We start from the raw sequence: 22916 nt of genomic DNA, 5'->3' as shown, positions 1-22916 counted from the left end.
GAGATTTGATACTTTACTGGACAATAGGCTTGCAACGTTTCTTATTCTGGATGCTGATTGCGTTATGGGTTTCCCTGATGCCGCAGGCCTCAGCAGCCGCGCCGACCCTGCTTGGCACGACCTGCATGAACAGCAAAGGGGTGATTGTTGCCAGCATTCCGCTGCAAGGCGGTAAATTCGTCTGCCAAAGCGTGTTGAGGATTTCACATGCAAACCAGTATGTGATTGACTTCAAAAACACCTCGACCATCGCGCATTTTCAACATGAAATCACCGACAGCAACCAACAAACCAGCATTATCAAAGGTGGTTTAAGCAGTCCGGAAAGCGATCCTTTCATGCTCAGGCATGGCCGTATTATTCACCTGACGCCTGGTACTTACCGGTTGATCACCTGGCTGCAATCTCCTTATTATCTGGCACAACCTGAAGTGTTTGTCTCTGAACTGGCCAGCTACCAGCAGCAGGTCAACTTCACCAGCGCGACCAGCCTGTTGCTGCTCGGTGTGCTATTAGGTATCTTCACCTATTATGCAGCAATAGGCGCCGCCCCCGGCCATGCGACCGAGCGTATGTACGCCCTGTTTATCCTCGGCAACCTGGTTTTCCAAAGTGCGGCGCTGGGTGCCTTTAAACAGTTGTTTGAATGGCATTGGTTCTACCTCACCAGCTTGCCTATTCTGTTCTCCAACCTGGCTTATGTCAGCTTTGTCTGCCACTTGCTGGGCATCAACCCGTTGCACCATCCCAAGCTTTACCATCTGTCCCTGCTAGCCCGCACCGCACTGCTGGCCCTGCTGGTCACAGCCATGATCTTCCCTAACTGGATGCTGGAAATGGATAGATTTGGCGTGGCCATTTTCCTGACATTTGGCCTGATCTGTGGCATCAGGCTCAGTTTGAAAAAACACCGCATTGCCCAACTCTACCTGATTGCCATCACCGTTTTTGGTGTACTGGGGGGATTATCCATCACGGCAGAACGCCTGACTTCCAACGCCTGGACTATAGAACAACTCGGCCTGATCGCCGTTGCGGTGGAAGCCATCATGCTCTCACTACTGGTTGCTTTCCAGATTAACCGGTTGCATAAAGAAAAAGAGCACATGCTGGCTGAACTGCAAAGCACACGCTCATTAGCCATGACAGACAGGCTCACGGAGATGCCGAACCGGCACGCGCTTGAGAACCAAATGCTACAGTTTCCAGAGCATGGTTGCTTGATGTTTCTAGACATGGATAACCTTAAGTATGTGAACGACCATTTCGGCCACGAGGCCGGCGATCATTTATTAAAAAGCTTCAGCCAGATCCTCTCCAAAAAACTGGATATCCACGGCCAGTTATATCGCCTGGGTGGCGATGAATTTGCCATCGTGTGCCATGAGGATGATGTGGAGTGGTGCCAGCATCAGCTTGAATACACACATCTGCAAATGCAGAAAGAAGGGTTTGTCAGCGCTGGCGCCAGCATGGGCGTCGTCTTTGCCCATGAAGCCAGCAATACCGAAGAACTGATGCGCATTGCCGACAAACGCATGTACGCCAACAAACGTTCGCGCAAAAACCGCAAAGAAATGATACAAGTGCTCGCCAACTAAGGCTGACAGCGCCACTCTACTTTACCTTCCTCAGCGTTGAATCACCTGTTTTTTTTACAAACCAGGCGTGCCATTGCCTGTATAAATGATTTACACTCTAAATAATTATACATTCATGAATGTATTTTTATTGTGCGTCCCCACATGCAGAACCATCCAACGCTGGCGGCTGTCTGGTAACAAAACAAAGAGAGAATCATGCCTTTATTGACTACCCTGCTTATCCTCATCGTCACCGCCCGCCTGCTAGGCCAGGTATTCAGCCGCTTTAACCAACCGGCGATTATTGGTGAAATGCTGGCCGGGGTGATTCTGGGCCCCAGCATTCTCAACCTGATTGCGCCAACCCCGGCGCTATCAGGCATCTCTGAGTTCGCCGTGTTTTTGATCGTGCTTTCTGCAGGTCTGGAGATGAACTTCAAGGAAGTGATCGATTCCATGCGCGGCAAAGGCGTGGTCATTGCCCTGCTAGGATTTTTACTACCACTCACCGGTGGCATCCTGGTGGGCATAGGCTTTGGCCTCGATGTCAGCCGCACGATTTTTCTCGGCTTGTGCGTGTCGATTACGGCACTGCCAGTCACCGTCAGCATCTTGCAGAGCTTTAAATTACTGGACTCCAACATCGCGCGCTACTCGGTCGCTACCGCTATTTTTAATGATATTGCTGCCCTGCTGGTGTTGGGCGTGATTCTTAACCTGCCAGAACAAAAATCCTACCAGGCCGTGGGCGGTGCTATTTTCCATGCCAGCTGGAAGCTGATCCTGCTGATTGTACTCATTGTCAGCGTCAGCTTGCTGATTAAAAAAGTCATTGAAAAAGGCATCAGCATAGACCAGTGGTCAGAAAAACTGGTGGAATTGATAGGCAACGAAGCCCTCTTCGGCCTGCTATTGCTGCTGGTACTGATATTCGGCTCGGTCAGTGCGGCGCTGGGCTTCCACTTTGTCATTGGCGCTTTTTTTGGGGCCTTGCTCATAGACCGCAAGTTCTTCCTGCCCGCTCGCTACAAAGAGCTCGAGTTAACCCTGAGCTCAATTACAGGTGGATTTTTGGCACCGGTATTTTTTGCCTACCTTGGCCTGGAGTTCAAAATGCAAGTCATCGACTCATTCTGGTTTGTCGCGGTCGTGCTCGCCGTGTCTATCGTGACCAAAATCCTCGCTGGCTGGCTGGGTGGCCGCCTCATCGGCCTCTCTAAAAGCGACTCACTGGGCATAGGCTTTATCCTCAATGGCCGTGGCGTCATGGAACTGGTTATTGCCAGCATCGCCTACGACCGCGGCTTTATTGGCCAGGATCTGTTCTCGGTGCTGGTGCTGATGGGCGTGGTGACCACTATGATTACGCCACTGATGTTCCGCAAATGGGTGATGCCGCAACTGGAAAACCAGACCCGCTAACATCAAACCTATTGACATCAATTGACAAAAAGGGAACACTAATTAGCAAACAAACCATTCTATAAAAGACTGGATACTCCTTTGAGCGCACACCCTAATGCTTCATCGGTTCAACATGTCAACCCAATAGACAGCGGGCCGCTGTCTATTGCGGAGCAAAACCAGCTGCTCACCTTACAACGCGCCATCCTGGAGTCAGTCGCACGCGGCGCAGATCACATGGAAGTGATCAACCAAATCTGCCGCCTGGCCGAAAACCTGCTCACCAATGCCTTCAGCTCTGTCATGCTGATGGATGACAATAACGAATTTCTCAACGTCTACGCCGCACCCAGCCTTACCCTGGCACAAATCCACAAAATTAACGGTTTGCGCCCCAGCCCAGGGGGCGGCTCTTGCGGCAACGTGATTTACCAGCAAAAAGTGCAATATGTCAGCAATACCTTTACCGACGAACGCTGGCAAGATATCCGCCACCTGGCCTATGAGTTTGACGTCAGGTCCTGCTGGTCTATCCCGATTTTCTCCGCCGAAAACAAGGTCATTGGTACCTTCGCCCTCTCCAGCTTTGAGCACCGTGAGCCCGGCCAGTTTCACCGCATGCTGCTAGAAATCGGCTCAGCCATCATAGGGATCGTGCTCAACCGCAATAAATCACAAGAGAGCCTGCGTCAATTCGAAAAAGTGTTCGAAGGCAGCGAGCAAGGCATTATGGTGACCGATGTACGCCAGGTGATTTTGTCTGTGAATCCGGCATTTACCAAGATGCAAGGCTTTACCCTGGATGACATTAAGGGCAAAACGCCTAAAGTCCTTTCCTCCGGCCTGCACGATGCAGGTTTCTACCGCAACCTGTGGGAGAGCGTCACCAACTTTGGCCATTGGCGCGGTGAAATCTGGAACCGGCGCAAAAACGGCGAAGTGTTCCCCGAGTGGCTCTCGATCACTGAAGTCAAAAATACCGCCGGAGAAGTCACGCATTACGTAGGCACCTTCAGTGATATCAGTGACCTTAAGTCGGCACAAAAAGAGATTCAGTATTTATCCTCACATGACGCCCTGACCGGCCTGCCAGACATTACCCTGTTCCGCGACAGGCTGGAAAACGCCATTTCCATGGCGGCTACGGCCAATAGCAACATTGGCGTACTCGCGCTCAACCTGGATAACTTCAAGTTTCTCAATGACTCACTGGGCTATGCCTCGGGCGATAAGCTGCTGAGACTTTTTGCCGAGCGCCTTAAAGCCTGTTTGCGCGAGACTGACAGCATCTGCCGCCACGGCGGCGATGAATTCATCATCCTGCTCAATCATATGCACGATGATGAGTCCATCAGCTATATTGTAGATACGCTGCTCAACGAAATCTCATCACCATTTGCCTTTGCCGGTAACAATATTTCCACCTCCTGCTCAGTCGGTGTCGCCGTCTACCCCACCGATGGCAACGACTTTGAAAAGCTGTTTGGCCGCGCGCGTAAAGCCATGTCGCAAGCCAAAGAAGAAGGCCGTAACACGGCCCGTTTCTTTACTGAGAAACTGAATACTGACAGCCTGCACTACCTCAACATCGCCTACGGCCTGCGCGAAGCCCTCGCCCACCACCAGTTTGAGCTACATTACCAGCCGCAAATCAACCTCAGCAGCGCGCAAGTCATTGGCGCCGAAGCGCTGATCCGCTGGCGTCATCCGCACAACGGCATGCAACCCCCGGCACAATTTATCGCCATTGCCGAGCAGACCGGCCTGATTGTCGAGATTGGTGAGTGGGTGATAGAAGAAGCCTGCCGCCAGGCCATGGAATGGCAAAAGAACGGCCTGCCACCGCTCAGCATTGCCGTCAACGTCTCGGCCGTGCAATTCCGCCGCGGCAACCTTGATAAAGTGATTATCAAAGCCCTGGAAAGAACCGGCCTTGAACCACGCCTGCTAGAACTCGAACTCACTGAGTCTATTTTGCTCGAAGACATAGACCACCTGCTTGCCCAACTCGATGTGCTGAAACAACTAGGTGTGAAACTCGCCATCGACGACTTTGGCACCGGCTACTCCAGCCTCGCCTACCTCAAACGATTCAATATCGACCGCCTCAAAATCGACCAATCGTTTGTGCGTGATATCAACACCGACCCCAACGACGCCGCCATTGTGCGCGCCATTGTGCAGATGGCACATACCTTGAATTTAGAAGTGATCGCCGAAGGCGTAGAAGATGAAGCCATGCTCAAGCATTTGCGTGAATCCGGCTGTGATGAAGTACAAGGATATTTGTTCTCTAAGCCGCTGCCTGCACACGCGTTTGAAGCATTTATAAACAGCCGCTAATCCAGTGTGAGCCGCAACGCATTAGCCAGCAAATGCCTTGTGATAACTTGCCGGGGAGAATCGTGCAGCAAGCAAAGTGATAAGAAACACGGCCAAAAATACGCCCATCCATGCCCACGACAAGTGCGTAAATTCGCGCTTCACCCAACCCGCCAAAAATGGCATTAAACTGGCGATCATATAACCGCCACCTTGCACAAAAGCCGCCAGGTCGCCAGAAAACCTGGGATCATCCAAATGATCCATCGCCAAAATCAATGACAGCGGAAATAACGCCCCAACACCCAAGCCTAGCAACACCATGGCCGCGAATGCCATGCTGATAGGTGCCACTATCATCACCGCCAACCCGGCCAGCGTGCAACCCAAGGCGGTAAAGAGCAATGGGCGGCGATCATGATATTTACTCACCATGGCTGAAACAATCACTCCCGCAATCACCTCGGTTAATGTCAAACCCGCCAATATATCTCCGGCTAACTGGCGGCTCTGGCCGAGCTCTACATAGAACGGTGGCAACCAGGCAAGAATCAGTGTATATACGCCGGTACCAATGCCGAAAAACAGCATCAGCGCCCAGGCCCTGCTATAGCGCCAAAACTGCATGTGTGCCTGCTGCGTTTGAATGACTGCTGGCCGTTTACGCGGTGCCGTAGCAGTGATCCAGACAATCAATGCCAACACTGCTGGCAACGCCCACCAGGCCAATGTGTGCTGCCAACCCAGTGTTTCATTCAGCCGGGCGGCACTTGCGGCGGCCACAGCAGCCCCGCCCATAATGCCGGTAGTATACAAACCCATCATACGGCCCGTGGACGCCCCAAAGTGCCCTTTGATCAAGCCGGGCAATAATGCCTGCACCAGCGCAACCCCCACCCCAACCACTGCAGCACTGGCTAACATCGCCAACGCAGAATCCCAATAACCGCGAGCGGCACAAGCCAGCATAATCAATATTACCCCTAAGGTAATACCGTTCACCTCACCCAGTTTTTGACGTAAAGACTGCGACAACAACGCGCCCACGCCCATCAAAAATACAGGCAATGTGGTCAGCAAACCGGCGCCTGTCGCACCCAGGCCAGTGCCTTGCTGAATCAAATCCAGCAACGGGCCAAGTGCCGCCATCGCCGGGCGTAAATTGACGGCGACTAACAGAATTGCAACCATCAGCCACCATCGCCCTGCTTTCATCACACACGTCTCCCACAGTAGGTTAATATCACATATATCTTGAGTTCAAGATATATTCAGACTACGGTTAATTTATCTTGAAGTCAAGATAAATGCAGGAGCAAACATGAGCAAAAAAGAAGATGCCGTCGACCACATCATGAACCAATGGCGACGCGAACGCCCCGACCTCGACCCAAGCCCCATGGGCTTGATTGGCCGCCTCGCGCGCTGCGAAATGCTGCTCAGGCGCAAGCTAGATGAGACCTTTGAACGCTTTGGCATGACCAGTTGGGAATTTGATGTGCTAGCGACCTTAAGGCGAGCGGGCCACCCTTACAGCCTGGCCCCTACTGCGCTCTATTCTTCTTTAATGGTCACTTCAGGCACCATGACGCACAGGCTACAACGGCTGGAAAAGGTGGGGCTGGTAGAGCGCGTGCAAAGTAATGAAGACCTGCGCAGCATGCTGGTGCAACTGACCGACGCGGGGCTAAACCTGATCAATCAAGCCGTGGAAGCCCATATTGCCAATGAGCAAGCCATACTCGATTTATTACCTGCTGAATCGCGTAAACAATTAGATAAACACTTGGTGATGCTGCTATCAGTACTCGACGTGGGGATTGATAGGCCCACAACCTAATCAATAAAACAGGAAAGTTGAAAAGATTGACGCGCTCATAATTTTGCATATACTACTTGTATATGCAAAAGGAGCCTATGCCATGCCTAGTTTATCCAAAACCTCACCTCATAAAGAAGTAAAGCTGTTTCGTAACAACCGCAGCCAGGCTGTGCGCATTCCGGTTGAGTTTGAGCTACCGGGTGATCGCGTTCTGATTCACCGTGAAGGCGACAAGCTGATTATTGAACCGGTACTGCGACCCACCAACCTCGCCGATCTACTGGCCGAATGGCGTAAAGAACCACCACTAGCACCAGAAGATCAATTCCCAACTATTGACGATATGCATACCAAGCCAGAGGACATATTTTGAGTGGCTACCTGCTGGACACCAACATCATCAGTGACCTGATCCGCAACCCCTCAGGAGCAGCCGCCCGTCATATTGAGCAAATCGACACCAAGGATATATTTACCAGCATCATCGTCGCCGCAGAGTTGCGCTATGGTTGTACAAAAAAACAATCACCCAAACTCACACAAAAAGTCGAGAACCTCCTTGCAACCATCCCGGTACTACCGCTAGAAATCCCAGCGGATGCCGAGTATGGAAGCATCCGAGCCGAACTGGAAGCCGCAGGTCAAACGATAGGTATGAATGACTTATTGATCGCCGCACAGGCTCATACTTTGAACCTAACGCTGGTATCGGACAATCTGCGGGAATTTAGTCGTATTCGCAGCCTTAAGGTTGAAAATTGGCTGGAGAGATAGAGGGATTTAACTTTTACTCTGACCCCAAAACATCACCAAAACATCTATGCAAATAGTACCTGCATCAATACTTCTTCAAATTTCGAAAGACTTTGTTGATCATCGGTCTAGACGAGAAGAAAGCTGGTATTGGTATTCCGAAGGAGATTACGGAGGAGCAATCCCGTTTGCTGTTCAAAGTTTGTATCGTGGGCAAAATAAACGCTACGTGCCGATGTTGCCTTCTATCTCTAGGGGAATGAGCTCTCAAGATACAGGGGAATTATGGAAATATACTATTTCTGATCAAGCTAAAATTGTACTTAGACTTGCTCAGTCGCGGTGGTTCTCCCGAGAGCTTGATCATCACCCAATTACACCCCATGCTGCCAATCAAAAACTAGAACTTGATCGAATTGCACTTGCACAGCACTATGGCATACCAACTGGATATCTTGATCTTACAGATGACTTCAATGTAAGCGCATTTTTCGCTACTTGCTACGAAACTAAGAGTGGCTGGCAACCAGTCACCTCAGGAACGGGAATCATCTATCGAGTACACCCCTTAGAAATTAGTAATTACTTTCCATTAGGCCCTCAGGCTTTACCAAGGCCAACAGAACAATGTGCTTGGGTTACTGAGCTTCCGTTGTGCCATGCTTTTGATGGTTGGCCCGATGTCAAACTGATGCAGTTTAATCATGAAAGACATATCGGCGAATACTTTCTTGAGATGTTTTCTGGAGGAGAGAGATTGTTTCCACCTGCCCCACTAGCTGACGTTGCTTTGGAAATCCTTGCATGCCGAGAGATTCCTGCCGATCTTATCGAAAAAGCATTGGAGTCGTTCTCAAATGACCCTCATGGAATTCGGATCAGACATTTAAAAGCAATACGTAAAGAACTGACGAAGATAACGACATTAAATAACTACAGAAGATTATTAACAGATGAGAAGGTATCTTTACTTCTTGCCGATATTGAATGGCGCAAAAAAATGCTGCAAGACGTCAAAGCCAGAGCTCGCGCCATTCGTCGAGTACCAATCTAATAGAAGACAATAATTTCCCAATCCCTTGCGATTTGCTCCTGCACCTCCATATAAGTCGAAACACTTAGCACTCCCTACAATCATCCGCGTTAAAATACCGCCACACTCGTTTTATTAGAATTGTTATGGATAAACGTATCCCCGTCACGCTGCTCACAGGTTTTTTGGGCAGCGGCAAAACTACCCTGCTCAACAAGCTGCTACATAACCCGGCAATGAAAGACACTGCCGTGATCATTAACGAACTCGGTGAAGCAGGCTTGGACCAGATTTTTGCTAATAGCCAGATTTCGCAAACGATTGAGAGCGAGCATATTGCCGACAACACGGTGTTGTTGAGCTCTGGCTGTTTGTGCTGCTCGCTCAAAAATGAGCTGGCAGACACCATGCGCGATTTGTTTTTTAAGCGCAGTTTGCAGGCAGTGCCTGAGTTTAACCGCCTGGTGATTGAAACCACCGGCATGGCCGACCCTGGCCCGATTTTAGCCAACCTGATGAATGAGCCGGTGATTGAATCGGTGTATCGCCTAGATGCGGTGGTAGTGACGATTGATGCGGCTTACGGCTTGCATCAGATTGCAGAGCAGAAAGAGGCGCTTAAGCAAGCTGCCGTCGCAGATGTGTTGCTGATTACCAAGTCTGACACGGCCACACCTGAGCAAATTGAAGCATTGCAGGCCAAGCTGAGTGAGATTAACCCGAATGCAACGCAGCAGTTTGTGTCGCATGGCGACATCGACCCGATGCAGATTATTGACGTCGGGCTGTTTGACTTTGCCAGCAAGCAGGCTAATCCGCAGCGCTGGTTGCGAGCGCCTGCCAGCGGTTTTAGCGCGGGCAAGAAAGGCACTTTGCCCAAAGCGCCTGCGCATGATGATGTGAACACATTTACCGTCTACTTGCCCAAGCCGATGACGTGGTCGGACTTTAAAGGTGTGATTCTTAAACTGTGCCAGACGCACGGTGAAAAATTGCTGCGTTTAAAAGGTATTTTGCACGTGGAAGACGCGCCTGCGCCACTGGCGATACACGCGGTGCATTTCACACCCTACCCGCCTACGCTGCTTGAGGGGTGGGACGAAGAAGAACCGATTAGCCGGATTGTGATTATTGGCAAAGGGATTGATGAGCAAGCTGTGCGCGACATGCTCACACAGTTCTAAAAATAAATAACTGCGCGGGCGAATTGCGGCGTTACGCGGTGCTCTAAATCCTCATGTACTTTGTGTACATTGCGGTTTCTGCGCTCCGGGTGCCTTGCACTTCATCCCGCTCGAATATTTATTTGGGTTTGGTATAGGCAATAAAAGTTGTATTAAATGGGAATTGATATGGGTCATTATTTAGAAAAAATTTTAGAAGGTTTAATTTTTAAAAGCCGTTGGCTAATGGCACCTATGTATCTAGGGCTGGTTGGCGGACTGGTGATTCTGCTGGTGAAATTTGGTCAGGAGTTTATTCATATTGCTGCGCATTTGGCGAGTTTCTCAGAGCAGGAAACCGTGCTTTCATTGCTCGCGCTGGTAGATATCACCCTGGTTGGTAATTTGCTGATTATGGTGATTTTCAGTGGCTATGAAAACTTTGTGTCGCGCATCGACACGGCGGATAGCGAAGACCGCCCGGAGTGGATGGGTAAAGTGGATTACTCTGGCCTGAAGCTCAAGCTGATTGGTTCTATCGTCGCGATTTCTGCCATCGACCTGCTGAAAGCCTTTGTGCACCAGAGCTCAGGCACGGCTTCGTTCAGCACCGAGCAAATGGCGTGGCTGGTGGGTATCCACCTGACGTTTATCATCACCGGTGTGTTGTTTGCCTGGATGGATAAAATTGCCGGGCATGGCAGCGACCACTAGGTCATCTCATTTATAAAAAACCCGCCATTGGCGGGTTTTTTATTGCCGATGCACTGGTTGTAATCAACCATCTTCGTAATAAAAGGTTGATCAAGGTCGCTTATTCAAGAAATGGCCCTAAAACACTGTTTTCTTTCATCAATTATATTGGCGACAATGTTGGTTTAATGCAGGAATATCATTGTCGCGATACCTATTTAATTGTTGCAGTACCCGGAGAAAAACCATGCGCCTGGCACTACTGAATACATTCAAGAAAACCGCTTCACCAGCACAATCTCAGCCTCAAACCGACCTGCTTGGGCAAATACAGGCCATTAGCAAAGTCATGGGCGTGATTGAGTTTGACCTCACGGGCAAGATTATTTCAGTCAATGACAACTTCGCAGCTGTCACCGGTTATAGCAAACAGGAAATCGTTGGCCAGCACCACAGCATGTTTGTCGATGCGGCACATAAGCAAAGCGCAGCATACAAAGACTTTTGGGCCAAACTGGGCCGCGGCGAACCTGACGAAGGCCAATACAAACGCGTAGGCAAAGGCGGCAAGGAAATCTGGCTACAAGCCAGCTACAACCCGATTTTTGATGCCAACGGTAAAGCATTCAAAATTGTGAAATATGCGACCGATATCACGGCTGACAAACGCAGAAATGCAGACTCTGCCGGGCAAATCAGCGCCATTAGCAAAGTGATGGGCGTGATTGAATTTGACCTCACGGGCAAGATCACCGACGTCAATGACAACTTTGCGGCGGTCACTGGTTACAGCAAGCAGGAAATCATCGGCCAGCATCACCAGATGTTTGTCGAAGCCTCTTATAAGAACAGCCCGGCCTATAAACAGTTTTGGGAGAAACTGGGCCAGGGCATCGCGGATGAAGGACAGTATAAACGTGTCGGTAAAGGTGGCCGGGAAATCTGGTTACAAGCCAGCTACAACCCTATTTTTGATGATGAGGGCAAACCGTTCAAAATCGTCAAATATGCCACCGACATTACCTCTGAAAAGCGCAGAAATGCGGATTTTGCAGGGCAGATCAGCGCCATTAGCAAAGTGATGGGCGTGATTGAATTTGACCTCACGGGCAAGATCACCGACGTCAATGATAACTTTGCGGCGGTCACTGGTTATAGCAAGCAGGAAATCATCGGCCAACACCACTCAATGTTTGTCGAAACCGCTTATAAAAACAGCCCTGACTACAAGAAATTTTGGGATAAATTGGGCCGTGGTGAACCTGACGAAGGTCAGTACAAGCGCGTAGGCAAGGCGAGCAAGGAAATCTGGTTGCAAGCCAGCTATAACCCTATTTTTGATGACGAAGGCAAACCGTTCAAAGTAGTGAAATATGCTACCGACATCACCGCCGAAAAACTCAGGAACGCTGACTTTGCAGGCCAGATCAGCGCCATTAGCAAAGTGATGGGCGTGATTGAATTTGACCTCACCGGCAAAGTCACTGCCGTCAACGATAACTTTGCGGCGGTCACTGGTTACAGCAAGCAGGAAATCATCGGCCAACATCACTCAATGTTTGTAGAAAGCGCTTATAAGAGTAGTGCCGAATACAAACAGTTTTGGGATAAATTAGGCCGTGGCGACGCAGATGAAGGTCAATACCAGCGCGTTGGCAAAGGCGGCAAGGAAATCTGGCTGCAAGCTAGCTACAACCCGATTTTTAATGACGAAGGCAAGCCGTTTAAAGTGGTGAAATATGCCACAGACATCAGCGCTAAAGTGGCTGAAGCACTGGCCATGAAGCAGGCGGTGCACGAGACGGCAGATGTGGTTGCCGCCACCAAGGCACATGACCTGACTCAGCGCATAGCCACCAATAACAAGCAAGGCGAAATCAAGCAGCTGTGTGAAGGTGTTAACGAAATTGTCGATACCATGAACGGCATTTTGTCGGCGATACAAGTCGCTGGCGAAACGATTAATTCGGCCGCTTCAGAAATATCACTGGGCAATAACCACTTGTCTGAGCGTACCGAAGAGCAGGCCAGCTCACTGGAAGAAACCGCTTCCAGCATGGAGCAAATTGCGACCAATGTGAAAAACAATGCCGAAAATGCCAAACTGGCGCATGGCATGACCGACCAGGCCAACGACATTGCCACCAAAGGCGGTGAAGTGTTTGGCAAAGTAGTGGCGACCATGAGTGAAATTACTGAAAGCTCGGCACGTATTGAAGAGATTATTTCGGTGATTGACGGTATTGCCTTCCAGACTAACATTCTGGCATTGAATGCTGCGGTGGAAGCGGCACGTGCTGGTGAACAAGGCCGTGGCTTTGCCGTGGTTGCTAGCGAAGTGCGCAACCTAGCACAACGCTCTGCCAGCGCGGCCAAGGAAATCAAGGTGTTGATTAACGACTCTGCCGAAAAAGTGGCCAACGGCTCACAGTTTGTGGAGCAGGCCAGTGGCACAATGGAAGAACTTGTCAGCGTGATCAGCAAGTTTTCACAACTGATTGGTGAAATTACCGTCGCCTCTGTTGAACAAAGTAGCGGCATTGAGCAAATCAACCTGGCAGTGTCACAGATGGACGAAGTGACGCAACAGAATGCAGCGCTGGTTGAAGAAGCGGCCGCTGCGGCGATGTCGCTGCTGAACCAGGCAGAAACGTTGCAAAGCACTGTCAGCCAGTATCGTTTGCTTGATACGGCAGGCGGCTCATCATACGGCACGGCAAGCTATCAACCGGCCAGAACTGGTACACACGACTACTAGTCATCATGCCTGGTTAGAAAACTGGGCTTGATTAAAAAACCTAGACCGATCATAAAACCTTATCCAAAAATAAAACCCGCATATAGGCGGGTTTTATTTTGCAGCGAAGACAGGGTTATAGTTGCACCCGGCTGCCCAGTTCAATGACGCTATTAGCCGGAATATTAAAGTACTCTACCGCACTGCTGGCATTGCGTGACATCACGGAAAACAACTGATCACGCCAGCGTGGCATGGCGCCACCGACATCTGGCACGATGATATCGCGGCTCAGGAAGTAGGAGTTGGTAAACGGATCCAGTTTTTGCCCATCCAAATCCAGTTGCAACAAGGCTTGCGGAATATCGGCATGCTGCATAAAACCGTAGCGCAATTGCACTTGCCAAAAACCATCGGCCAGGCGTTTGGTAGTGACACGTTCAGCGGTATTCATAAATGGCACGTCTTCAAACGACACATTCACAAATAAGTTACGCTGATGTAGCACCTGGTTATGCTTGAGGTTATGCATCAAGGCCTGTGGCACTGTGTCGAGGTTAGATACCATATAGACCGCCGTTCTCTGCACCTGTGGCAGTGTGCTGCTGGCAAGCGTAGCGAGCAATGGCGCCAGTTTGGGATCTGTCTCAGCCATGCTATTCAGCAGTGTATAGCGGCCTTTTTTCCAGGTGGTCATCAGCACAATCAGCAGTATGCTCAACGCAATCGGAAACCAGCCACCCTGCAAAAACTTCATGGAGGCTGAGCTAAATAATACGGCATCCACCACGCCCAAGGCGCCGGTCACCAGCCAGGCCAACCAGGCCGGAAACTGCCAGCGATGACGCATGACAACAAACAGCAAAACAGTCGTGATGAACATGGTGCCGGTGACGGCAATCCCATAGGCAGACGCCAGCGCCGACGAGCTTTGGAACGCCAGACAGACGATGATCACTGCCAGCAACAACGCCCAATTCACAGCTGGGATATAAATCTGGCCGGACTCGCTGGCAGAGGTATGGATAATGCGCATGCGCGGCAAAAAGCCTAATTGAATTGCCTGGCGCGTCATGGAGAATGCGCCGGAAATCACCGCTTGCGAAGCAATAATGGTCGCCAGTGTGGCCAGAATCACGGCAGGGATGAGCAAAGGTTGCGGGAACGATAAATAGAACGGATTGCTGACCGCCTCAGGATGTTGCAGCAGCAACGCGCCCTGCCCCAGGTAATTTAATGCCAAACAGGGGAATACCAGCCCCAGCCAGGCCAGCTGTATCGCGCGGCGGCCAAAGTGGCCCATGTCGGCATACAGCGCCTCGGCGCCGGTCACCGCCAGCAATATCGCACCGATGGCGATAAATACACCAGCACCACGCGCCTGTAAGAACTGCCAGGCGTATTGCGGATTGAGTGCCTGCAACACTTGTGGCGCTTGTGCAATTTGCCACACGCCTATCGCCGCCAGCGCCAGAAACCAGACGATCACAATCGGGCCAAAAAATCGGCCAACGGCATGTGTGCCATGCCGCTGAAACCAGAACAGGCTGATCAGGATACCGATCGTAATCGGCAGAATCTGCGCGGCCAGTGCAGGAGAAGCCACTTGTAGGCCTTCGACCGCGGACAGCACGGAAATGGCGGGCGTGAGCACGCTATCACCATAAAACAAGGCAGCGCCGAGCACGCCCAGTAATAACAAACCACCAGTGCGCTTATCTTGCGGCCGCAAACTGGACACCGCCAGTGACAGCAAGGCCATCACACCGCCTTCGCCTTTGTTGTGCGCGCGTAACACCAGCAGCACATATTTAAACGTCACCACAAACATCAGCAGCCAGAAAATAGACGAGATCGCGCCCAGAATATTGGCCTGGTTGAGCGGCACGCCGGTGCTCTCGCTGAAAATGACTTGTACGGTATAGAGCGGGCTGGTGCCGATATCGCCGTAAACGACGCCTATCGCCCCCAGTGCCAGTGCTGCCAAACTGCTTTTTCGTATGGAAAGATTGTCCATCACATCCCCTTGTGGTTGATTGATGGAGGCAGTGTGCGGCTAAGGATATATCAATCGCATAAACAAATATTTAAGGGCTAGGCGAGGCGGTAGCCGATGCCGAGTTCGGTGAGTAAGGTTTGCGGTGCAGAGGGCTGATCTTCCAGCTTGGCGCGTAAACGGCCAATATGGATACGCAGGTAATGTGTGTCGTCGATATAATCCGGCCCCCACACTTGGGCCAGCAATTGGCTATGGGTAAAAATGGTGCCGGGTTTGCTGGCCAGCAACATCAGCAAGGCATGCTCTATGGGGCTCAAATGCAACTGCTCTCCATGTTTGGTCACCAGGCCGCTGGCACGGTTAATCACTAATGACTGATGCTGATAAACGTGATCACGCATCTGCATCATGGCCGTGCGCCGCAAGGCCACCTGTATCCTCGCCAACAGCTCCTGCAAGCCAAATGGTTTCATCAGGTAGTCATCTGCGCCCAGGTTCAGGCAATGCACTTTATCCAGTTCATCCTGGCGGGCAGATAACACCAGGATAGGCACATCCGAATAAGCACGCAGCTGCGGGATAAACTGCTCGCCCTGCCCGTCTGGCAAACCCAGGTCGAGAATGGCCATGGCAAAGCCGCTGGCCTCACGCGCTTGCGCGAGGTCCCGTGCATGTTGCACGCGATAGCCGTGCGCAGACAATGCAGGTAACAGGAATTGGTACACGCCCGGGTCGTCTTCGACCAATAATAAAGTGACCTGCTGGCTCATGCGTCGGCCTTGATCAAGTCTGCGGCATAAACAAAGGGGAACAGCAGGCGCACTTCAGTGCGCTGGTCGGCACTGGTGCCTATCTGTACTTGACCGCCATGCAGTTGCATCACAGTATCCACAATAGATAAACCCAGCCCAAAACCACGCGTGCCTGCGGCGGCAGGCTTTGGTGACTCAAACGCGAAAATCACAAAGCCTGGGGGGAAACCCGGCCCCTGATTACGCACAGTCAATGCCAATGAAGATGATGCAATATGCATGGCGATTTCAATGGCGGTGCCCGGCTCGCGCCATTGCAAGGCGTTATCAATCAGGTTGGCCAGCGAATGCGCCACCAATACCGCATCTGCTTTAAACAGTATTTCTTGCTGTAAATCGGCCGCTGGCAATGTCACTTGCAACAACACCGCTGGCGTGCGTTGTAAATAGCGCTGTGCGACATGCTGCATGATTTCTTGGGGGGATTCCCAGTCCAGGTGCAAGCTGCTGCTACCGGCATCCAGTTTCACCAGCGTCAGGATATTTTCCGTGGCCTGCGTTAAGTAGCTGGCTTCAGCTTGTATGCTATGCAGCAATTGTGCAGACTGCGCTGGCGCCAGCGCAATCTGTGTATCTGCCAGCACATTGGCTGCGCCGAGGATGGCAGTCAGCGGTGTGCGCATATCGTGTGATAACGCGGTAAGCAGTGTCTTTTTGAAGTTAGCTTCACTGGCATCGCGTGCCGCCTGTGCCAGCGCGACTTGTTGACGTAGCTTCATCGTCGCCTGTGCAATTTGATGCGTCAGCAAGCGTAAAAAATGCAGGTCAGGCGTGGCATGGCGAGCGACTACCAGCACTTCACGTTGCGGAAAACCAAACGGCAGCAGGCAAGCATCCAGTTCAGGCCAGTCTGCGGTGCCCGCCCCGATGGCGCGTTGATAATCCAGCGCCCATTGCACACTGGAGGCTTCAAGCATAGGCACCGGCGCCCCCGCCAAACAGTTTAATGCATTGGCATCGGACAACTGCACCACGCTAACCTGCCAACCAAACACGTCTTGCACATGCTGGCAGGCGGCTTGCAACAAACCCTCAACACTGGACTGCATGGCCAGCAACTCGGCCAATGACTGGAAAAAACGTGACTGTAAGGCTGCCTGTTGTGCCTGTTGCCTTTGCTGCTTGAGTTGCTGCATGGCACGGCTCACCATCAGCGCCAGCGCCGCAAATACTGACAACATCAGCCAGGATTGCAGGCTGGCGATCCCAAAGGTATAACGCGGCTCGATAAAAAAGTAATTGATGAGTAAAACAGCGACGACCGCTGTCAGCAAGGCCTGGGAAAAGCGCAGGAAATAAGCCGCCCACAGCACACACAACAGGTACAGCAGCGTAATAACGGCCACACCCAGTGCAGCAAAATAATACACGCCCATGCCTGAAACCAAGGCCAGGCTAGCCATCAGGACTAAATAGCTTTGCCAGGGTGGCCGTTTCGTCAACAGCGGATGATCGAAGTCACCTGGCATCATCGTTGCGCCTGGCTAGCGCCCGTACACATCCAGGTTTTTATAATTGGGCCCGAAGAATTCCTTCATCAAGAAGTCTTCGAGGAACGCATTGTCTGCAGGACGTGCAGACAGTGATACCGTACGTCCCAAGCGGTTGGATATCCAGTCAAAATCACCGTTGTAGTGTTCGCGGATAATCGCAATCATACGGCGCATCATCACCAGGCGAATATCCTCGCCATTGCGTGCTTCAACATCGTAATACTGCGTATTGGCCGAGGTATAGTCATTGACCCAGCCCTTAAAGCTGAAGGTGGCAGTAAACGGGTCCATGCGACGAATCTGGAACAAACCGTTAGTGCCAAACTTGAGGTTGTTCATGATGTTTTTAGTACGGCGCTCGTCTTCTGACGGGCCACGCTCAGCGGCAGCAGCGGCATCGTTGATCTGCTTGGCGGCCATTTCGTCCGAATTACGGTCCGACTGCCTGCGCTTGATCATACTCGAAAAGTCCTCCACCGGCGGCGGTGGCATAGGCGGTGTTGGCTCAGGCCTATTTTGTGGCTTAGGCTCGGGCAATTTGAACGGGCTATCTGGCCGTTGTGATTGAATGACTTTTTTCGGTAACTTTGGCTCAGCCTTGGGCTGTTGTTTAGGCCTTGGCTGCGGCTGCGGCGGTGGCTCCGGTGGCATTTCTGGCGGTGGCGACACTTTAGGTGTTTTAGGCGCAGGCACCCCAAGATCCAGCACAATATTCAACGGCTCTTGCGCAGGCTCTTCGAGCGGTTTGAGCAAGTCGAGCAAAAATCCCCAGAACAGAACCGCATGAAACAGCAACGACAGCAGCACTGCCCACATCAGGCGTGCCGGAATATGCAACACACGATCGCGTTGCTTGGGCTTTAGCCAGTTTGGCGTACTAAAGGGTTCAAAAGGAGAAGGCTGCATCAACTGAATGAATTAAAAATAGCGGACGTCACGCATCACGATTGTATTTCTAGCCAGAGTTTTTCAAGACGTTTGATTGAGACAGGATAAGGCGTCCTTAATTCCTGCGCAAATAATGATACACGTAACTCTTGCAACTGCCACGTAAAGTCTTGTAACTGGCTCGTTACAGGCAAATGCGCCTTGCGCAACTGCTCGACCTTTTGCTGCCAGCGCTGCTCTAGTTGTATCAGTGCCTGCGCATGGCGGCCATCGCGCTCGATACTGGTGGGATATTTATCAATGCGCATTTTAATCGCCTTGAGGTAGCGCGGCAGATGCGGTAATTGCTCCCATGGCGTCTGGCTGAAAAAGCCGTGATACAGCATGCCTTGCAATTGCTGTTCACATTCCCGTTTGATTTTTTGCGTCACCGGTGTCATTTTTTGCAACTGTGTCGCCAGCGTTTGATATTCGTTGGCAATCAGTTGCGCCTGTCGCGTTAATGCTTCGGTCACGGCAGGCAAGCGCGTGCGGGCCCGTGCCTTGAGTTGCATAAAAGCAGCATTGGTACGCGGCAAGTCATCCTCGGCAATAAACGCACGATCAGCAATACATTGCAGCATATCTTCGCGTAACTGATCCGGGTTCATGATGGCGCGTAACAACAAGGCATACTGGTTAAAGCCCGGCAGACCTTTTTCGAGTTGCTTGATTTGCTCTTTCAGCTCAAAACGCATGAGGCGACACACGCCTTTGCGGTGCGAAACCGCTGCCGCTTCCGGTGTATCAAATAGCTTGATGGCGACGCTATCGCTATTGTCTTCAAGACCAGGGTAGCCTGTCAGCTGGCGGCCATCTTTGCTAAAGGTGAGCGTTTGCGGCAAATCGCCAAAATCCCATTGTTTGAGGCCAGATTTTTCAATGCCGGGCGAACCTGTCCGGAATGTCAGTTGTGCCGCCGAGCCCAGTTGTTTTTTAAGCAGGTGCCAGTCCCGGCCCATGCCCAATTCACGGCCTTTTTCGTCGACGACGCTAAAATTCATTAAATGATGCGGATCCAGGCCAGCCAGGTCAAACTCTTCCGGCTTCAACTTGAGTCCGGTCTTGTGTTGAATAAACTCAGCCAGTGCGGGCAACAATGACTGCTGCGCATTTTTTGCTTCCAGAAACCCGGTCACAAACTCCGGCACCGGCACACACACGCGGCGCAGCGTCTTGGGTAAGGCTTTAATCAGCGCGGTCACCTTGTCACGCACCATGCCGGGCACCAGCCATTCGGTCACCGTGGCGTCCAGCTGGTTCAGCAAGGCTAACGGAATCGTCGCTGTCACACCATCCAGCACATGGCCTGGCTCAAAACGGTATTTGAGCGGCACCGTCTCGCCATCGATGGTCATTTGCTCGGGGAATTGCACCTCGGTAATCGCACTGGCACCATGGCGCATCAGTGACTCGCGCGTGAGATGCAGCACTTTTGGATTTACTTTTTCCGCATCCTGGCGCCATTTTTCAAACGCGGCACCGTTATAAATGCGGTAAGGCTGTTGATGACCAGGCTCCGCAATCTGTGGCACCACTTTGTCGTAAAACACAAACAACTGGTACTCATCCACCAACACATCCTGGCGGCGCGCCTTGTGTTCCAAGGCCTCAACTTCGGCGATCAAGCGGCGATTCGCTTCAAAAAATGGCGCGCGCGTATCGAATTCCATATTCGCCAACGCTTCGCGGATAAAAATCGCGCGCGCTTCGGTCGGATTGATCGGCCCGTAATGCACACGGCGCTTAGGTACTATGGTCAGCCCATATAAACTCACGCGCTCCCACGCCACCACTTGTGCGGTTTTTCTATCCCAGCGCGGGTCGGTATAGTCGCTTTGCGTCAGGTCACGGCTACCGCCTTCATTGGCAATCGGCTCTATCCAATCCGGGTCAATTTTTGCAACAACGCGCGCATACAACTTGGTGGTATCCACCAGCTCGGCCGCCATCACCCATTTAGGACGGTTTTTCTTCAGTGCCGAGCCCGGTGCAATGGTAAAGCGGATACCGCGCGCGCCAGCATAGGTCTCACTGTCGCCATCCTTAAAGCCGATATTGCCCAGCAAACCGGATAGCAATGCGCGATGTACTTGCTCATAACTGGCTTCCTTATCACTGCGTTTAAAGTCCATTTCTTCGACCATATCCAGCAACTGCGCATGCAACTCGCGCCACTCTTTCAGGCGCAAAAAGGACAGGAAGTTTTGATGGCACTGGTTGAGCAAATCGCGGTTGGATTTTTTGGTTTTTAACGCCTGCTCATACCACTCCCACAGCTTGAGATAACTCATAAAGTCGGAATCATCGGCTTTGAACTTGGCATGGGCACTATCTGCCGCTTCGCGCTTGTCCATGGGGCGCTCGCGTGGATCCTGCATGCTGAGCACACTGGCAATAATCAGGATTTCGCGCAAACAGCTTTCTTTTTTCGCCGCAATAATCATGCGCGCGACACGTGGGTCCAATGGCAAGCGCGCCATCTGGCGGCCCAGCTCGGTGATTTCTCGGCGCTCGGTCACCGCACCCAGCTCTTGCAGCAACTGGTAGCCATCGCTAATCAGGCGTGACGAAGGCGCCTCAATAAATGGGAACTCGGCCACATCGCCCAAGCGCAAATCGGCCATGCGCAAAATCACGCTGGCGAGTGAGCTACGCAAGATTTCAGGGTCAGTAAACGCCGGACGCTGGTTAAAATCTTCTTCTGAGTACAAGCGCACACAGATACCGTTGGACACGCGGCCGCAACGCCCTGCCCGCTGCTTGGCGGCCGCCTGTGAGATCTTCTCAATCTGCAACTGCTCGACCTTGGCACGTGGGCTGTAGCGGTTCACGCGCGCCAAACCGGCATCAATCACATACTTAATGCCTGGCACCGTCAGCGACGTCTCTGCGACGTTGGTCGCCAGCACGATGCGGCGCTGACCACCTGGGCGGAAAATTTTTTGCTGGTCTTCAATACTCAGCCGCGCAAACAGCGGCAAAATCTCAATCGATTTCAACTTGGGCGAACGGCCCTGATATTTACGTAAATGGTCAGCCGTATCACGGATTTCACGCTCACCAGGCAGGAACACCAGAATATCGCCATCGCCTAAACGCAACAAATCCTCAGCCGTATCGAGGATGGCATCCTCCATCACCTCTTCTTCGTCATCTTCTTCCAGCCAGCGTGTTTCTGTACGCGGCGGCTTACGCTTGATGCCCATGAGGTCCTGCGCAAAACGGTCTATATCGTCCAGCCCGTCATCCACCGGCACCTCTACCGCCACCATCGTGGTTTTATTGCCCAGCGGGCGGTAACGGATTTCAACAGGATAAGTGCGGCCAGACACTTCAATCACCGGCGCACCATTGAAATGGTTAGAGAATCGATCCGCATCAATCGTCGCCGAGGTGACGATGATTTTCAAATCCGGCCGTTTTGGTAACAGCTGCTTGAGATAACCCAACAGGAAATCAATATTCAGGCTGCGCTCATGCGCCTCATCAATAATGATGGTGTCATAGCCATTGAGGAATTTATCGCTTTGCGTCTCCGCCAACAGAATGCCGTCCGTCATCAGCTTAACGTAACTGCTCTCGGACAATTTGTCATTAAAGCGCACCTTGTAACCCACCGCTTCACCCAGCGGGCTATTCAACTCCTGCGCAATACGTGACGCCACCGACCGCGCGGCAATTCGCCTCGGCTGCGTGTGGCCAATCAAGCCACTAACACCACGGCCCAACTCCAGGCAAATCTTGGGTAACTGCGTCGTTTTACCAGAGCCTGTTTCACCACAGACAATCACCACCTGATGCTTGGCAATCGCCGCTGCAATCTCGTCTTTTTTGCCGCTAACGGGCAACTCTTCAGGATATTGTGGCTTGGGTAATGCGGCTAATCTGGCTTGCAAACGCTGCTGGGATGCCTGGACTTTATGGGCAATATCAACCAGCGCTTTATCAACCGGCTTGTTTTGTTTCAAGGCATCGCGCAACTGCTGCAAACGGCGTTTAAGCGGAAAGCGATCTGCCAGCATGCACTGGGCAAGTTGTTTTTCAAGCTGGGCAATGAGTTGTACAGGAGAGGCGGTTATCATAGAAGGTAGATTTTAACATGGCATAAGATCTACCATTAAAAACACTCTGGCAACCAGCATTGATTTTCATAAACCAGATTTAAAAAAATG

At 51.6% G+C, this 22916-nt stretch carries 16 protein-coding genes; 10 read left to right on the top strand and 6 right to left on the bottom strand.

Features of this window, described 5'->3' with window-relative positions; genetic code table 11:
- The first annotated feature begins 29 nt into the window (after positions 1-29).
- From INP79_RS05945 to INP79_RS05935, 3 genes are all read left to right on the top strand, one after another.
- Positions 30-1601, top strand: coding sequence for a diguanylate cyclase (locus tag INP79_RS05945; RefSeq protein ID WP_228519732.1), 1572 nt, complete (start codon positions 30-32; stop codon positions 1599-1601).
- Positions 1602-1799: 198 nt separating this feature from the next.
- Positions 1800-3005: a cation:proton antiporter gene (locus INP79_RS05940; RefSeq protein WP_194753319.1), complete on the top strand. Its 1206-nt coding sequence runs from the start codon at positions 1800-1802 to the stop codon at positions 3003-3005.
- 81 nt (positions 3006-3086) lie between these two features.
- Entirely contained in the window at positions 3087-5330 is a 2244-nt protein-coding gene (locus INP79_RS05935; protein ID WP_228519731.1) for an EAL domain-containing protein, read from the top strand.
- 21 nt (positions 5331-5351) lie between these two features.
- On the opposite strand, the gene INP79_RS05930 is transcribed toward INP79_RS05935, so the two are convergent.
- Complete coding sequence (locus tag INP79_RS05930; RefSeq protein ID WP_228519730.1) at positions 5352-6524, bottom strand: MFS transporter; 1173 nt, start codon at positions 6522-6524, stop codon at positions 5352-5354.
- A 106-nt stretch (positions 6525-6630) separates the two neighbouring features.
- Here INP79_RS05930 and INP79_RS05925 point away from each other — a divergent pair, with 106 nt between their 5' ends.
- The 7 genes from INP79_RS05925 to INP79_RS05895 all read left to right on the top strand — a co-directional run bounded on the left by INP79_RS05925 (position 6631) and on the right by INP79_RS05895 (position 13531).
- On the top strand, positions 6631-7149 hold the full coding sequence (locus INP79_RS05925) for a MarR family winged helix-turn-helix transcriptional regulator (RefSeq protein ID WP_194753318.1): 519 nt from the start codon (positions 6631-6633) through the stop codon (positions 7147-7149).
- Positions 7150-7231: 82 nt separating this feature from the next.
- Entirely contained in the window at positions 7232-7504 is a 273-nt protein-coding gene (locus INP79_RS05920) for an antitoxin (protein WP_194753317.1), read from the top strand.
- Positions 7501-7905, top strand: coding sequence for a type II toxin-antitoxin system VapC family toxin (locus tag INP79_RS05915; RefSeq protein WP_194753316.1), 405 nt, complete (start codon positions 7501-7503; stop codon positions 7903-7905). Before INP79_RS05920 ends, INP79_RS05915 begins: the two co-directional genes overlap by 4 nt.
- 46 nt (positions 7906-7951) lie before the next feature.
- Entirely contained in the window at positions 7952-8938 is a 987-nt protein-coding gene (locus tag INP79_RS05910; protein WP_194753315.1) for an FRG domain-containing protein, read from the top strand.
- 125 nt (positions 8939-9063) lie between these two features.
- Positions 9064-10101: a GTP-binding protein gene (locus INP79_RS05905; RefSeq protein ID WP_194753314.1), complete on the top strand. Its 1038-nt coding sequence runs from the start codon at positions 9064-9066 to the stop codon at positions 10099-10101.
- A 156-nt stretch (positions 10102-10257) separates the two neighbouring features.
- A complete protein-coding gene (locus tag INP79_RS05900; RefSeq protein ID WP_370583233.1) occupies positions 10258-10794 on the top strand; it encodes a TIGR00645 family protein in 537 nt (178 codons plus the stop codon).
- Positions 10795-11020: 226 nt separating this feature from the next.
- The gene (locus INP79_RS05895) at positions 11021-13531 is read left to right on the top strand and encodes a methyl-accepting chemotaxis protein (protein WP_194753312.1); all 2511 of its coding nucleotides are present in this window, start codon (positions 11021-11023) and stop codon (positions 13529-13531) included.
- 115 nt (positions 13532-13646) lie between these two features.
- On the opposite strand, the gene INP79_RS05890 is transcribed toward INP79_RS05895, so the two are convergent.
- From INP79_RS05890 to hrpA, 5 genes are all read right to left on the bottom strand, one after another.
- Positions 13647-15527, bottom strand: a complete 1881-nt coding sequence (locus INP79_RS05890) for a potassium transporter Kup (protein WP_194753311.1) — start codon at positions 15525-15527, stop codon at positions 13647-13649.
- A 77-nt stretch (positions 15528-15604) separates the two neighbouring features.
- A complete protein-coding gene (locus INP79_RS05885; RefSeq protein WP_194753310.1) occupies positions 15605-16279 on the bottom strand; it encodes a winged helix-turn-helix domain-containing protein in 675 nt (224 codons plus the stop codon).
- Positions 16276-17793: a DUF4118 domain-containing protein gene (locus INP79_RS05880; protein WP_228519729.1), complete on the bottom strand. Its 1518-nt coding sequence runs from the start codon at positions 17791-17793 to the stop codon at positions 16276-16278. The genes INP79_RS05885 and INP79_RS05880 overlap by 4 nt, the downstream gene beginning before the upstream one ends.
- Positions 17794-17805: 12 nt before the next feature.
- The gene (locus tag INP79_RS05875; protein WP_194753309.1) at positions 17806-18720 is read right to left on the bottom strand and encodes a hypothetical protein; all 915 of its coding nucleotides are present in this window, start codon (positions 18718-18720) and stop codon (positions 17806-17808) included.
- A gap of 35 nt (positions 18721-18755) precedes the next feature.
- Complete coding sequence (hrpA, locus tag INP79_RS05870; protein ID WP_194753883.1) at positions 18756-22766, bottom strand: ATP-dependent RNA helicase HrpA; 4011 nt, start codon at positions 22764-22766, stop codon at positions 18756-18758.
- Positions 22767-22916 lie beyond the last annotated feature (150 nt).

This window comes from Methylophilus sp. QUAN, from assembly GCF_015354445.1.
In the GTDB taxonomy this organism is placed as follows: Bacteria; Pseudomonadota; Gammaproteobacteria; order Burkholderiales; family Methylophilaceae; genus Methylophilus.
The sequence above is the reverse complement of the archived record's forward strand: the minus strand, read 5'-3'. Positions and strand labels throughout refer to the sequence as shown.